Origin of the sequence: Paenibacillus tyrphae, assembly GCF_024158745.1 — a bacterium.
GTDB lineage: Bacteria > Bacillota > Bacilli > Paenibacillales > NBRC-103111 > Paenibacillus_G > Paenibacillus_G tyrfis_A.
On the sequence record NZ_JAMZAW010000013.1, the window covers coordinates 108,983 to 122,103 of the forward strand.

Below are 13,121 nucleotides of genomic sequence, written 5' to 3' on the forward strand. Positions count from 1 at the left end.
AGGTTTAAACGTGCTGCTCTTGAATGCGAAGCTGCTGTGCGGCGAATTCGCGGTACAACGCATGCGTTTGGAACAACTGCTCGTGCGTGCCGATGCCCGTTACTTTGCCTTTGTCCAGAAAGACGATTTGGTCCGCATCCACCACGGTCGACAGCCGGTGCGCAATGACCAGCGTCGTCCGACCCTGCATCAGGTTGTTCAGCGCCTGCTGCACGACGATTTCCGACTTGCTGTCCAGACTGGAAGTCGCCTCGTCCAGCATCAAAATTTGCGGGTTACGCAGCAGCGCCCGCGCAATCGCAATCCGCTGCCGCTGCCCCCCGGACAGCTTGACGCCCCGTTCTCCGACTTCTGTTTCGTATCCGTTCGGAAGCTCGTGAATGAACGTATCGGCATAGGCCATGCGCGCCGCCTGCTCCAGCTCTTGATCCGTCACATCGTGCGGTAACCCGTAGCAGATGTTGTCGCGGATCGTCCCGGCAATGAGCGGACTTTCTTGAGAGACATAGCCGATGCGGCTGCGCCACGACGGCAGCGAGTACTCATCGATCGGCTCGTCCCCGAGCTTGATCGAGCCCCCGGTCGGCGGGTAGAACCGCTCCAGCAGCGCAAAGAGCGTCGTTTTTCCGCTGCCGCTCGGCCCGACGATGGCCGTCACTTTGCCGGGCTGCATGGTGAAGCTGACATCGTCCAGTATCGTTTCGCCGGTTTTATAGGCGAACGTCACGCGTTCGAGCGTCAATGGCCGGCCTGCGTTATCAAGGGGCTTGCCGGAGGCATGGTCTTCTTCCCCGAGCTCCAGCAGCGCTGCGATTCGTTCCGTCGCTCCGACCGCCTTTTGAAACTGCGTGAAGAAGGTCGTAATTTGCGTGATCGGCAGCACGAATTGAAACAAATACAGAATGAACGCCACCAGATCTCCTGCCGTCAGCGTGCCGGAAGCGACCCGCGCGCCGCCGTATCCGATAATGACCACAAGCAGCAGCATGAGGATGAAAAAGATAAGCGGCCCGACCCACGCCGAAACGATGCCTTCCTTCAAGCCAAGCCGGAACAGCTTCTCGATGCCCGTCCGCCCGTTCCGGTATTCGACCGTCTCCGCATTCGAAGCCTTCACAAGCCGGATCTCCGACAATACCCGGCTGATCACCGCCGTAAAGCCGGCCGTTTCATCCTGAAGGCCGACCGAAATCTTATGCATCTGCCTGCCGAGCGGAGCCAAAATCAAGATGGCCAGCGGCACGACGACCAGCATCATCAGCGTCATTTTCCAATCGAGATACAGCAGCACCGCAATTGACCCGACTACGCCCAGAATGCCGGTGAAGAAGCCGGTCAAGTGCTCGCTGATCAAGCCTTTGACGACACCGGTATCGTTGGTCATCCGGCTGATCGTTTCCCCCGTCTCGTGATTGTCGTAGTAGGAGACCGGCAGCACGAGCAGCTTTTTCCACAGCCGGTCCCGCAGGGACGCAACGACCTTCTGCCCCGCCCTATTGAGTAAATAAACGCCGACACCGCCCGCAATCGCTTGAACGATAAAAGCTACTCCCATCAGCACGATCTGCGTCAGGCTTAAGGAGGTCAGCGAAAAGCTGTCGACCATATTTTTCGTAAACAGCGGAATCGCCAAGCCGACCAAGGTCGAGATAATGCTTAGAAACAGCGCGGCGGCAAGCAGACCCTTAGAAGGCTTCGTTTCCCGGACCAGCCGGATCAATTGCCGCCAATTCGCCGATGTTTTCGGTTTTGACATGTGTGTCCCAACTCCATTCTATTCTCCTATAACTCTCTTCCGTTTGACAATCTGTACTTTACGATACTTTTTTAAACGGAATATTAACGGAAAAGATTGGAACTCCGGGAAATAAAAAAAACCTTAATCCGCGCAAAAAGCTTCGGATTAAGGCCTATTTCGCAGCCGCTCAACAAAGGTCAGACGACCGCTTCCTCCGCAAAACGTCTCCTGATCTCGCTTACCGTCTCTTCCGGAGTCTGCTCGGACGTATCGAGCCACAGGCCGATTTTCGGCGTTTCGTTATGCAAAATGCCGTTCAACCCGGCAACCGTCCACACTCCGTAGCCTTTCTTCCCCCGGGTCGCCTCTCTGGCGGCAACCGCCTTGATGCCGGGCGCCAGCACGACGACATAAAGCGGACGATGCCGGACGAAAGAGACGAACTCTTCCAGCATCGGCCCGATGATAACGTCCTGTACGACGACGGTGAAGCCGGCATCGGCATATGTATCGGCCGCGGCGGCAGCCAGGCGGTACCGCAAACGCAGCTGACGGGTCGCTTCCTCCGAGGCGTCGGGAAGCAGCTCTTCCCGGCCTGTGACGATCATCCTGCGGAACGTATCGCCGCGCAAATGAACCCCGCGGTCGAATTGCTCGGCCAGCAGCTGCGCGACCGTCGATTTGCCGCTCGCCATCACCCCGGTGATTAGATAAATAGCGGTTTCTTCATCGTGTTTCATGCGAATGCCCCTCTCCGGCGAACTTCGTGTCGCTTCCAGTGTAACATCCGCGCAACAATCATCATTAGGGACAGTTTGGATAAAACGGTTTGCTCCTCCGGTACGAGGTCAAAACAGCGCCGGTGAGCTGCTATTTGACTATGGCGACGCTATTTTCCGGATGCATGCGCCCCCATCCTTCTTTCGCGTAACGCCCCTCCGTTCGAAGACGCTCCAGCCAAGCTTTCGCTTCCCGCTCCCCGGCTCCATGCACGGTCCAGTATGCTTTTTGCAATGCCGACTCCACCTCCAGGGACATTTGAGCGTCATCCCCGCATACGTAGATGCATCCTCCCCGATCAAGGATGTCCATCAATTTCGAGGCATGGCGCTCCAGCAAAAGCTGTACATGGATACTGCCTTTCCCTTCCGCACGGGAATAAGCTTGATGAAGCGTCACGACATCCTCCCTATCGTAGTGCTCAAGCTCCTCGCGATAAATCGAATCGGACTCGTTCCGGCATCCGATATACAGATGCGCCTCGCCCAGAGCGGCTCCCTTCTCCTGGATCGCGGCCCGCGCCTGTAAAAAGCCCCGAAAAGGCGCCGCTCCTGTCCCGGTTCCCACCATAATGATCGGCGTCGCCGGATCTTCCGGGAGCCGCCATCCGGCTTCGGACGTACGGATGAAGATCAAGACTTCATCTCCTGGCCTGCATTCGGCCAAGTGATTCGAAGCAGCCCCGCGGTATTCGCCGCGCCCGCCCCAAGCCGGGTCCTGCATCACGTCTACGGCGATGCCAATCTGCCGGGGATTGACCTGAGGGGAGCTGGATATGAAATAGTATCTCGGCTGCAGAGGAGGCAGCAGCTCGATCAACCTTTCGAACGGCAGCTGGCAGGCTTCATATTTCTCAAGCAGATCAAGCATGGTAATACGCTTCTTCAAGATCTGCTCCTCGTAGACGCTCTCCTCGGCTATGGCTTCCAATTCATGCTTGTGCGGAGGACACACCGTATAGGCCGCAAGCTCGCGCAGTTGCTCGCGGGTAACGGGTTCCTGCAGCTCTACACACCGGCTCAGCAGCTCATGGATACTGACCGGGCGATCCAGCGGGAGATGCGGCAGATCTTTACCGTTTGCCGCCGTGACAATCAACTGATCGCTCCCCTTCAATCCATACCGCCGCAAAATCCGGCCGACATTCGCCAGGCTGTTGCACGGCAGTACGCCGAGAAGATCGCCCTCCCGGTAAGTAACCCCATCCGGCAGCGCAAGATCCAGATGCCGCGTGCTCCGGCCGCTGCCGGCCGTTCGAAGTTCGCGGTGACCCGTCACCGAAGCGTAGAAAGCATCGTAGGCCCGGGCAAGCGGAATTGTTTCCAAGCCGCTGACCATTTGGATATGAAGACCGCTTTCCTCCTTCTCTGCGTCGCTTCGTTCCAGTCCAAAAGCATGCCTAAGATCGGACCATAGACGGACACGCCATTCGTCGAGCTGCTTCTCGAAGTCGCCGCCGGCATCCGCCTCGCCGCGCACCGAGAGCCTTGCCGCTCCCTTCCGGGCCAGCTGCTCGTCAATCCACCGCGGCACATCCTGATACGTATTGGACCAACTGCGGTCCCCGCAACCGAATACGGCATAGCGAACCCCTTGAAGCTCTCCAGGCTGCACGCCTTCAAGCCATTTCACGAACTCGCGCGCATTGCCCGGAGGCTTGCCGTTATAAGACGCGGTGACGATAAGCACCGCCCCGTCCTTGGGCAGCCTTCCGATCCCATCGTTCAGCGGCGCAGCCTTGCTTCGGAAGCCCTGCGCCCGCGCGGCATCCGACAGCTCGCGGGCAATCCCTTCCGCCGTGCCCAAATTGGAGCCGTAGAGCACGAGCAGAGACGTCTTTTCCGCCCCTGCAAGCGGACGGTTTGTTTTCGCCTCCCTTGGCTCCGCTTCAACGGCTCGGGAATAGCCTGCTGTTTCCGGTTCATGAACCGCGGGGCTTGCCGTCTTATGCCGCAGCCGCACGCGGATATGAAAATCGCCCGGCTTGAGCGTCAAGGTTTGCTTCACGTCCAACTGATAGTTCGTATGATCCACCAGCTCAAAATGCCGGAGAATCATGCCGAGAACCAGCGTCGCTTCGTGAAGCGCAAACTGCATGCCGATGCACGCCCGCTGCCCGTTTCCAAACGGCTTGAAGGCATGATTGGGAATTTTGGCGGGATCTGCGAAGCGTTCGGGGCGGAATTCGTCCGCGTCGGCGCCCCAGGCCGCTTTGTCCCGATGAAGCTGCGGCAGGATCACCCCGATGCCTTCCCCCTTGCGAATGCGATACTTTCCGCCAATGACCGTATCTTCCTTCGCATAGAGCTCGAATCCCGGGGCCGTCGGCCATAAGCGCAGCGATTCGTTTAAAATCATCCGAATGTAATGGAGTTGCAGCACCTGCGAATACGACGGAAACGAATCCGTCAGCACCCGGTCTGCTTCCAGATAAGCCTTCTGGAGCACATCCGGATGCTTCAGCAAAAAGTATAAAGCGAACGATAACAAGCCGCTTGTCGTCTCATGTCCTGCGATCAAGAACGTGATGATCTGATACCGGATATTTTCGTCATCCAGCGTCTCGCCCGTCTCCGGGTCCTTCCCGTTCAGCATCCGGGCGAGCAGGTCGATTTCCCCCCGGTCCCCGTTTGCTTTTCGTTCCTCGATCATTTTGTCCACCAAGGAAAACATCGTTTGAATGTCTTCGTTAAACTGCTGTCTCGTTCGCACCATGAACAGGTTTTGGATCTTCAGGCGGCTGCCTTGCAGCATCGCTTCGTTCAGAGCGCGGACCATGCTGTTAATAAAAGGGCTGGGCGTTTCGCGATAAAAACTGTTAAAGCGGTAATTGAAGCCGCATAAGCCGATCGTGTCCAGCGTAAGCCGGGTCATGTCTTCCGCGACATCGATGCTTTCGTTGGGGTTGAGACGGGCCCATTTTTGAATCAGCTGCGAAGCGATGTCGACCATCATCGCATGGTACCCTTTCATCGCCTGCTGGCTGAAGGTGGGGAGAAGAATCCGATGCGCTTTTGGCCAGTTCGGCTCATCCGTGCGGCTTGTAAACAACCCGTCTCCGCCAAAGGCGCGCACGTTCTCCAGGTCGCCCTTTATGCTTTTATCGAAGCGCGATTCGTCGCAAACTTCCGCTACGAGGTCATGTCCGGACACCATAATGCTGGAATAACCCGGAAGCGTGATCCGGTATATAGGGCCGTACTCTTCTGCAAGTTTACAAAGCGAAAGGGTCGGTTTCTTGCTGTCGATCAAAGGTAAATTTCCAAGGGGACCATAAGTTTTGGGTTGAGGAATGACTCCCGCTTCACTCATAACAACCATCCTCCCGTATCCATTTGCCTTGCCGAGCCTCTTTAAACCTACTCCGGTTTGCTTGCTTTAAACCCGTGGTACAGCGTCTCCAGAACTAGCGCAGCAGCCGATTTTTTGGCAACGTTGCCTTCATGAACCTGCTGCCAGGTGACAAAGAGGAGCGAATACAGCACGTTCAGAATCCATTCGCTGCTCATATCTTGCCGGAAATGGCCTTTGCGCTGCAGCGATTGGATCATGTGGTGAATCGGTTCCTTCAGCTTCTCCTCGGCCGCGGACATCTCGGGGTTGTAATTCAGCGAGGTTTCATGAGCGAGAAAATAAATTTTGTCTCCCAGCGGAATCAGCGCTTCCACCAGCTGCGAAATGCAGGTTTCGCTCGATTCCTCGTCCAACGGGATACGGCTGATCGTCTCTCCCACCACCTGCGCCGCTCTTAGCCCCAGCTGCAGCATCAACTGCTCCCTGCTTTCCACGTACCGGTGCAGGGTGGCAATGCCGATGCCCGCATATTCGGCAATCTCGTTCATGGATGCCGTAGGCTTTTCGACCAGGATCTCCGTAGCCGCATCGAGTATGGCACGAAGCCTGAGTTCCCTTGTTGCCGATCTGGCCGTCGCCATAATCTCTGCCTCACTTTCGATGAAATCGATAGATTCATCTATCATTTGATTCCATTATAAACCAGTACATACATAAATTCAAATAAAAAAAGCCGTGCTCCTCACGGCTGAAATCATGCTCCAGATATGGGATTTGTCCGCCTCCGCTCAGAACCGGCCTTTTTTTCAGGAGTAACAAACTAGTGAAATCGCCGCCGGGTCATGCTATGATATGAAAATGCATTATTACTAAACCATTTTGATGGACAGCGAGGTCCCGATGAATCCGTACTCCCTCTATTATGAATTCGATCGTCAGGCGTGGTCCGGACTGCCCGCTACCGCGCCGCTTCGCATTACGATGGAAGAGTTCGAGCAGCTCAAAGGCCTGAACGACAAAGTTCCGTTTCAAGAGGTCGAAGAAATTTATCTTCCCTTGACGCGGTTTCTCGATCTACTGGTGGAGAACGCCAGGACGCTTCACCGCACGTCCGCTTCGTTCCTGCAGAACGGCGCCGAACCGGTTCCGTTCATTATCGGCATCGCCGGGAGCGTGGCCGTGGGCAAAAGCACGACGGCGAGGCTGCTGCAGCTGCTGCTCTCGCGATGTTCGGAGCACCGGAACGTGGAGCTGATTACGACGGACGGCTTCTTGTTCCCGAACCGTGTGCTTGAGGAACGAGGGCTCATGAAGCGCAAAGGCTTCCCGGAAAGCTACGACATCAAGAAGCTCCTGCGGTTTATCCGCGATATTAAGGCAGGCAAGCCCGTCGTTCATGCGCCGGTCTACTCGCACTTGTCATACGATATCGTGCCGGACGAAGTGGAGACAATCCGCCAGCCCGATATTTTGATCGTGGAAGGCATCAACGTCCTGCAAGTCGGGAAACTATCCCAAGTGTTCGTCAGCGACTTTTTCGATTATTCGATTTATGTCGACGCGAAGGAAGAAGACATCGAGCAGTGGTACGTCGAACGGTTCCGGATGCTCCGCGAAACGGCGTTTCTCAATCCGAAGTCGTACTTCCACCGTTTTGCCGAGCTGCATGGCGAAGAACTCGTCGCAACCGCTTCCGGTATCTGGCGGGACATCAACGCGGTTAACCTGCATGAGAACATTTTGCCGACCAAAGGACGCGCGAAGATGATTTTGGAAAAAGGGGCGAGCCACGCCGTACAGCGGGTATTCGTGCGGAAGTGACACGCCAAAAAGCCGCTCCTTCCCTGCAGCGTCGTCGGGCTTCAATGCCGAAGCGGCATTGGCGCGGCTGCCAAGGAAACAGACGGCTGTGCGGCTTATAGGTCCGCTGCGGTTAAAACTCGCTCGCGTTTGCGAGATGTCCGCCATCCACCGTGATCGTGGAACCGGTTACGTAGCTGGCCTCGTCGGACGCGAGAAACAGGAAGACGTTCGCCACTTCGTCGATCGTGGCCGACCTTCGCATCGGTGTCCGCGCGGAAAAGGCCGGCAGCCCTTCGCGGATACGCAGCTCGCGGTCGAGCGGCGTCTCCACGAAGCCCGGCGCGACGACGTTCACGCGGATGCCGTACGGCGCCAGCTCGACGGCCATCGATTGCGACAACAGGATGACCCCCGCCTTGGAAGCGTTGTAATGCGCCAGCATCGAGCTGCCCGCGAGGCCGTTCTTGGAGCTCATGTTGACGATGCTTCCGCCCGTCCCCTGCCGGATCATCCGTTCGGCGGCCAACTGGCCCAGCCGGAACACGGCGCGCACGTTGATGTCCATCACCGCGTCCCAATGGGCCAGCGGGATGTCCAGAAACGGCTCCCGGTACGCAATCCCCGCATTGTTGATCACAATGTCGATCCCCTGCCACCGGTCGAACGCCTCCCCCGCCGCCTGCTCAAGCTGCCCCATGTCGCGCAGGTCGCACACCGTCAAAGCAAGCCTCTCCGCATGCCCGGCGAACTCCTCCCGCAATGCCTCCAGCTCGGTTTCGTTCCGGTCCAGCGCGATCACGTTGGCCCCCTCCGCCAAAAAGCGTCCGACGATGCCCTTGCCGATGCCCCGGGCGCCGCCGGTGACAAGCGCGCGCTTGCCGCCAAGCCTCATGGTGCCTCTCCTCCTTTGCTCCGGCGTCTGGTTACAGCACGCCGTATTTGTCGTACACTTCCCGCAGCGTGCGGCCCGCCTTCAGCTCGTCGCGGGTATGGTTTTCGCGGGTCACTTTGTCCGTAGCGAGCCGGACCACCTCTTCGACGACCGCGGCGGGAATGACGACAACGCCGTCCCGGTCGCCGAACACGACATCGCCTGGATGGACCAGCACGTCGCCGCACAGTACCGGCACGTCATATTCGATGACCAAGCCGCGCCCGCGGGAATCGACCGGTTTCGTGCCCGTCGCGAAGACTGGAAAATCCAGCTCCAAAATTTTTTTCGAATCGCGGATGAGGCCGTCCACGACCGCGCCGCGCGCACCGCGAGCTTGGGATGCGGTCGAGAGCAGCTCGCCCCACAGCCCGTTCTGGCGGGAACGGTTCGTGCAGCCGATCACAATCTCGCCCGGCCGGATGCTGTCCACGGCGGCAATTTCCTGCGCGTACGGATCGTCCGGCAAATGATGCACGTCGACGGACAGCATCGTTTTTGCCCGTCCCGCAATGACCCAATCGGCGGATAACGGCGTCAGGTCCTCTCTCATCACCTGATGGCGGTACCCCAATTCGTCTAACGTATCGGAAATGACCGCAGAATACAAGTTTTCGCACATGGAATCAAATAATGGCTTATCGTTGTCGTACATCGAGCTTGCTCCCCCATTCGTCCTAAAAATTTGTACAAGGTCGTTCGTGACTCCTACTCCCGCAGCTCCTTCGGGACGAGGAAGTCGAAGTCGCACCCTTTGTCCGCCTGCATGACGCGCTCAATATACAGCAGCCCGTAGCCCCGGTCGTAATGCGGCTCGGGCGCGGTCCACCGCTCCCGTCGGCGCTCCAGCTCTGCGGCATTCACCTCGAGATGCAGCCGCCGAGCGGCGATATCCAGCTCGATCATATCCCCGTCTTGCACAAGCGCCAGCGGACCGCCGACCGCCGCTTCCGGGGCCGCGTGCACGATCAGCGCACCGTAAGACGTGCCGCTGATCCGGGCGTCGGAGATGCGGACCATGTCGCGGACGCCACGCAGCAGCAGCTTTTTCGGAATCGGGATTTGCCCGATTTCCGGCATCGCCGGAGCGCCTTTGGGCCCGGCGTTCTTCAGCACCAGGACGCTGCTTTCGTCCACGTCCAGCTCAGGGTCGTCGATGCGCCGCTCAAGATCGGCCGGCGATTCGAACACGACCGCCCGACCCCGGTGCTTCTTCAGATGCGGCGAGACCGCCGTCTGCTTGATCAGCGCACCGTCCGGCGCCAGATTGCCGCGGAGCACGGCGATGCCGCCTTGCGGATCGAGCGGCTGGTCCAGCGGATAGATCACGCTGCGGTCCAGCACCTCCACGCTGCGGAGATTTTCGCTGACGGTACGTCCCGTCACGGTCAGGCAATCGCCGTGCAGTAGCCCTTCCAGCTCCTTCATCAGCGCCGGAACGCCGCCGGCCTCGAAGTATTCCTCCATCTGGTACTGGCCGGAAGGCCGCAGATTGAGCAGGAACGGTGTCGCTGCGGCTAGCTCGTCGAACTTCTCCAGCGGGAGCCGGATGCCGAGGCGGCCGGCAATCGCCACCAGATGGATGATCGCATTCGTCGATCCGCCGCTCGCCATCGTCACGCGGATCGCATTTTCCAGCGCCGCTTCCGTCATGATCTCCCGCGGCCGGATGTCCGCTTTCACGAGATTGACGATCTGCCTGCCGGTGCGCTCCGCCATATGCCGCCTGCGGCTGTCCGGCGCGGGAATGGCCGCGCAGCCCGGCAGCGCCATGCCGAGCGCTTCGGCGATGGAAGCCATCGTGCTGGCCGTCCCCATCACCATGCAGTGGCCGTCGCTGCGGCAGATCGCGTTCTCCGCCGTCGCCAGCTGCTCGTCGTTGAGATTGCCCGCCTTATGCTCCAGCGTAAATTGGTAGCAGTCCGTGCACGCGCCCAGACTGCGGCCGTTCAACCGCCCGTTCAGCATCGGCCCTCCCGTCAGCACGATGGCCGGAATGTTGGCGCTGGCGGCGGCCATCAGCTGGGCCGGTACCGTTTTGTCGCAGCCGCCGATCAGCACGACGCCGTCGATCGGGTGCGCCTTCAGCATTTCCTCCGTATCCATCGCCATCAGGTTGCGAAGCAGCATCGTCGTCGGCTTGACGTAAGGCTCACCGATGGAGATCGTCGGAAACTCCATCGGGAGTCCCCCGGCCTGCCAGACGCCCCGCTTCACGTAATCGACCAGCTCGTTGAAGTGGGAATGGCATTTGTTCAGCTCGCTGAACGTGTTGCAGATGCCGATGACCGGCTTAGCGAGATCCTCCTCTGTATATCCCATCGATTTGGTAAACGAGCGGTGGATGAACCCCCACAGCCCTTCGTCGGCAAAATAAGCTTCGCCCCTGCGTTTTCCGTTGTCCGATTGTTCCGCCATTGCGCTTCCGTCTCCTTCTGGCGTGCCCCGCACGCGTTTCGTCCTTCGTCTGACCCGCCGCAGTTTCTACGCAAGTCCCAGCAGCTCCGGCGTATTCCGATGCAAAATATCTTCAATCACCTGTTCCGGCACCCGCGGCAGCGAGGTGCCTTCGGTGAACCGGTTGATGTTCCGCAGCGCGTCGATCATCTGCTGCGTCGTGAAGAACGGGTAATCCGATCCGAACAAGATTTTATGCGTGACGCCGTACTCGCAGGCCGACACCAGCGCGTTGTAAAATTGCCACGGACGGGAGCCCAGTGCCGACAGATCCATGTACAGGTTCGGGTTTTTGCGGACGACAGCGATGCATTCGTCCACCCAAGGATGCCCCATGTGGGCGATGACCATCTTTAAATTAGGGAACGCCCGGGCGATCGGATCGAGCGCCGCCGGTCGGGAGGCGTCGAGGTATCCCTCCGGCACGAACGACGTGCCCTGGTGCCACAGAATCGGCACGCCCAGCTCGTCCGCCTTCGCATAGAGGGGAAAATGCTCCTTCGCCTCCGGATAAAAGTTTTGGTAGATCGTGCCGAGCTTCAAGCCCTGCAGCCCAAGCTCCTTTACCGCCGATTCCAGCAGGCTGGCCGCATTCAACCGGTTCGGGTCGACGCTGGCGAAGCCGAACAGCTTGCCGGGATGCTTGGCTACGTAGTCCGCGACGTACTCGTTCGGCACGTTGAGCCCGGTGGCCGGGGCGTCAAAGGCCAGCACGATCGCACCGGCGATATCCTTGAACTGCTCCCAGTGTCCTTCCGGCGTCACAAGCATTTCCTGCCCTTCTCCCCAGGCCCGTTTGGCCGCAGCCAGCGTAGCTCCGCCGAACTGTCCCGGACCGAAGACGTGCGTATGGCAATCGAAGATCATTTCTCGTCCTTCCTCCCCGCGTCGTTTTGTCCGTATGATAACCCGCTCGTTCATTTACACGCTTCACAGCCTCCTCACAGCTCGCCTTCGCCGCGCAGCTCCTTCAGCACATTTCCCTCATTCCTTGAATATTGTTTAATATGCAAAACATTATTTAATTAAAAAGTAAACGCTTCCCGTTCGTTTGTCAATACGATATTTTAAAGGTGAACCAGCCTGCTCCTTTAAGAAATTTAGCGACATAAACCGCATATTCACTATGCGTATTCGCCACAATCCCGGCACTTGCCCATGGATAATAGCAGCGCTTGACGCAAGGAACCGCCTTTTTGTATCATAAATATTGTTTAAACTAAATCAAGTAAGGCGGAACGATCATGGCTACCGATAAAAAATATAACGTCCCCGCATTGGAGAAGGCAATTGCCATCATCGAAACGCTGTCCCAGCGCGAGGAGCCTGTCGGCGTCAGCGACTTGTGCAAGCTCGTGGACATCCCGAAAACGAGCGTTTTCTTCATTCTCAATACGCTGGAGCAGCATCAATATATCATCAAGAGCCCCGACGGCAAGTACAGCCTCGGCTCCAAATTCATCAACATCGGCCTGTCCACGCTGAACCGGATCGATATCCGCACCGCAGCCCGGGTGTCCATGGAGCGGCTGCTCGGCGAAACGGGCTTCACCGTGCACCTCGCGGTACTCGACAACCTTGAGCCGATGTACGTCGAGAAGGTCGAGAGCCAGGCGTTTGTCAAGTTCGCCACCTATATCGGGCAGCGGCAGCCGCTTCACGCCTCGGGCGTCGGCAAAGCGCTGGCCGCCTTCATACCGCAGGACCTGCTGGAGCAGGCGATCCGCGAGAAAGGACTGCCGGAGAAAACGGAGAAGACGATCACGAACGTCCACGATTTCATGGCGGAAATTGAGGCGATTCGCAGGCAGGGATATGCCGTGGAGGACGAGGAAGGCGAGGCCGGAGTCCGCTGCATCGGGGCCCCGGTCTTCGATCATAACGGGCAGCTCAAGGCGGCGGTCAGCATCACCGCTTTGCGGACGGAGCTTCCGATCCACGACATCCCTGCCGTCGGGGAGAAGGTCAAGCGTGCTGCGCTGGAGATTTCGAGGCAGCTCGGGTACGTCCAGACGCCGGAGCCGGAGCCGAAATAAGCGGCAGCCGCCTCAGCTATCCGAGTCACGTTTCCCTTGCGCATAGTGAAATCCTCGGCATCCCGTGCTATGATATGGAAAG

10 protein-coding genes are annotated in these 13,121 nt (G+C 58.3%); 2 read left to right on the top strand and 8 right to left on the bottom strand.

Features of this window, described 5'->3' with window-relative positions; translation table 11 throughout:
• Positions 1-4: 4 nt before the first annotated feature.
• From NI000_RS20225 to NI000_RS20240, 4 genes are all read right to left on the bottom strand, one after another.
• The gene (locus NI000_RS20225) at positions 5-1,756 is read right to left on the bottom strand and encodes an ABC transporter ATP-binding protein (RefSeq protein WP_253413250.1); all 1,752 of its coding nucleotides are present in this window, start codon (positions 1,754-1,756) and stop codon (positions 5-7) included.
• Between the two features lie 179 nt (positions 1,757-1,935).
• A complete protein-coding gene (locus tag NI000_RS20230; protein WP_253413251.1) occupies positions 1,936-2,478 on the bottom strand; it encodes a phosphotransferase-like protein in 543 nt (180 codons plus the stop codon).
• A 130-nt stretch (positions 2,479-2,608) separates the two neighbouring features.
• Positions 2,609-5,830: a bifunctional cytochrome P450/NADPH--P450 reductase gene (locus NI000_RS20235; RefSeq protein WP_253413252.1), complete on the bottom strand. Its 3,222-nt coding sequence runs from the start codon at positions 5,828-5,830 to the stop codon at positions 2,609-2,611.
• A gap of 47 nt (positions 5,831-5,877) precedes the next feature.
• Positions 5,878-6,453 carry a TetR/AcrR family transcriptional regulator gene (locus NI000_RS20240; RefSeq protein WP_253413253.1) on the bottom strand — a complete coding sequence of 192 codons (576 nt, stop codon included), beginning with the start codon at positions 6,451-6,453 and terminating at the stop codon, positions 5,878-5,880.
• Positions 6,454-6,712: 259 nt separating this feature from the next.
• Between NI000_RS20240 and coaA the strand changes: the two genes are divergently transcribed.
• A complete protein-coding gene (gene coaA / locus NI000_RS20245; protein WP_253413330.1) occupies positions 6,713-7,633 on the top strand; it encodes a type I pantothenate kinase in 921 nt (306 codons plus the stop codon).
• A gap of 112 nt (positions 7,634-7,745) precedes the next feature.
• On the opposite strand, the gene NI000_RS20250 is transcribed toward coaA, so the two are convergent.
• The 4 genes from NI000_RS20250 to NI000_RS20265 form a co-directional block, all read right to left on the bottom strand.
• Positions 7,746-8,507 (bottom strand): SDR family NAD(P)-dependent oxidoreductase, encoded by a 762-nt coding sequence (locus tag NI000_RS20250; RefSeq protein ID WP_253413254.1) that lies wholly within the window; start codon positions 8,505-8,507, stop codon positions 7,746-7,748.
• A 31-nt stretch (positions 8,508-8,538) separates the two neighbouring features.
• Positions 8,539-9,201 carry an RraA family protein gene (locus NI000_RS20255; protein WP_253413255.1) on the bottom strand — a complete coding sequence of 221 codons (663 nt, stop codon included), beginning with the start codon at positions 9,199-9,201 and terminating at the stop codon, positions 8,539-8,541.
• 53 nt (positions 9,202-9,254) lie between these two features.
• Positions 9,255-10,964 (bottom strand): IlvD/Edd family dehydratase, encoded by a 1,710-nt coding sequence (locus NI000_RS20260; RefSeq protein ID WP_253413256.1) that lies wholly within the window; start codon positions 10,962-10,964, stop codon positions 9,255-9,257.
• A gap of 66 nt (positions 10,965-11,030) precedes the next feature.
• Entirely contained in the window at positions 11,031-11,870 is an 840-nt protein-coding gene (locus NI000_RS20265) for an amidohydrolase family protein (RefSeq protein WP_253413257.1), read from the bottom strand.
• A gap of 377 nt (positions 11,871-12,247) precedes the next feature.
• On the opposite strand from NI000_RS20265, the gene NI000_RS20270 reads away from it, so the two are divergent.
• Entirely contained in the window at positions 12,248-13,039 is a 792-nt protein-coding gene (locus NI000_RS20270) for an IclR family transcriptional regulator (RefSeq protein ID WP_253413258.1), read from the top strand.
• Positions 13,040-13,121 lie beyond the last annotated feature (82 nt).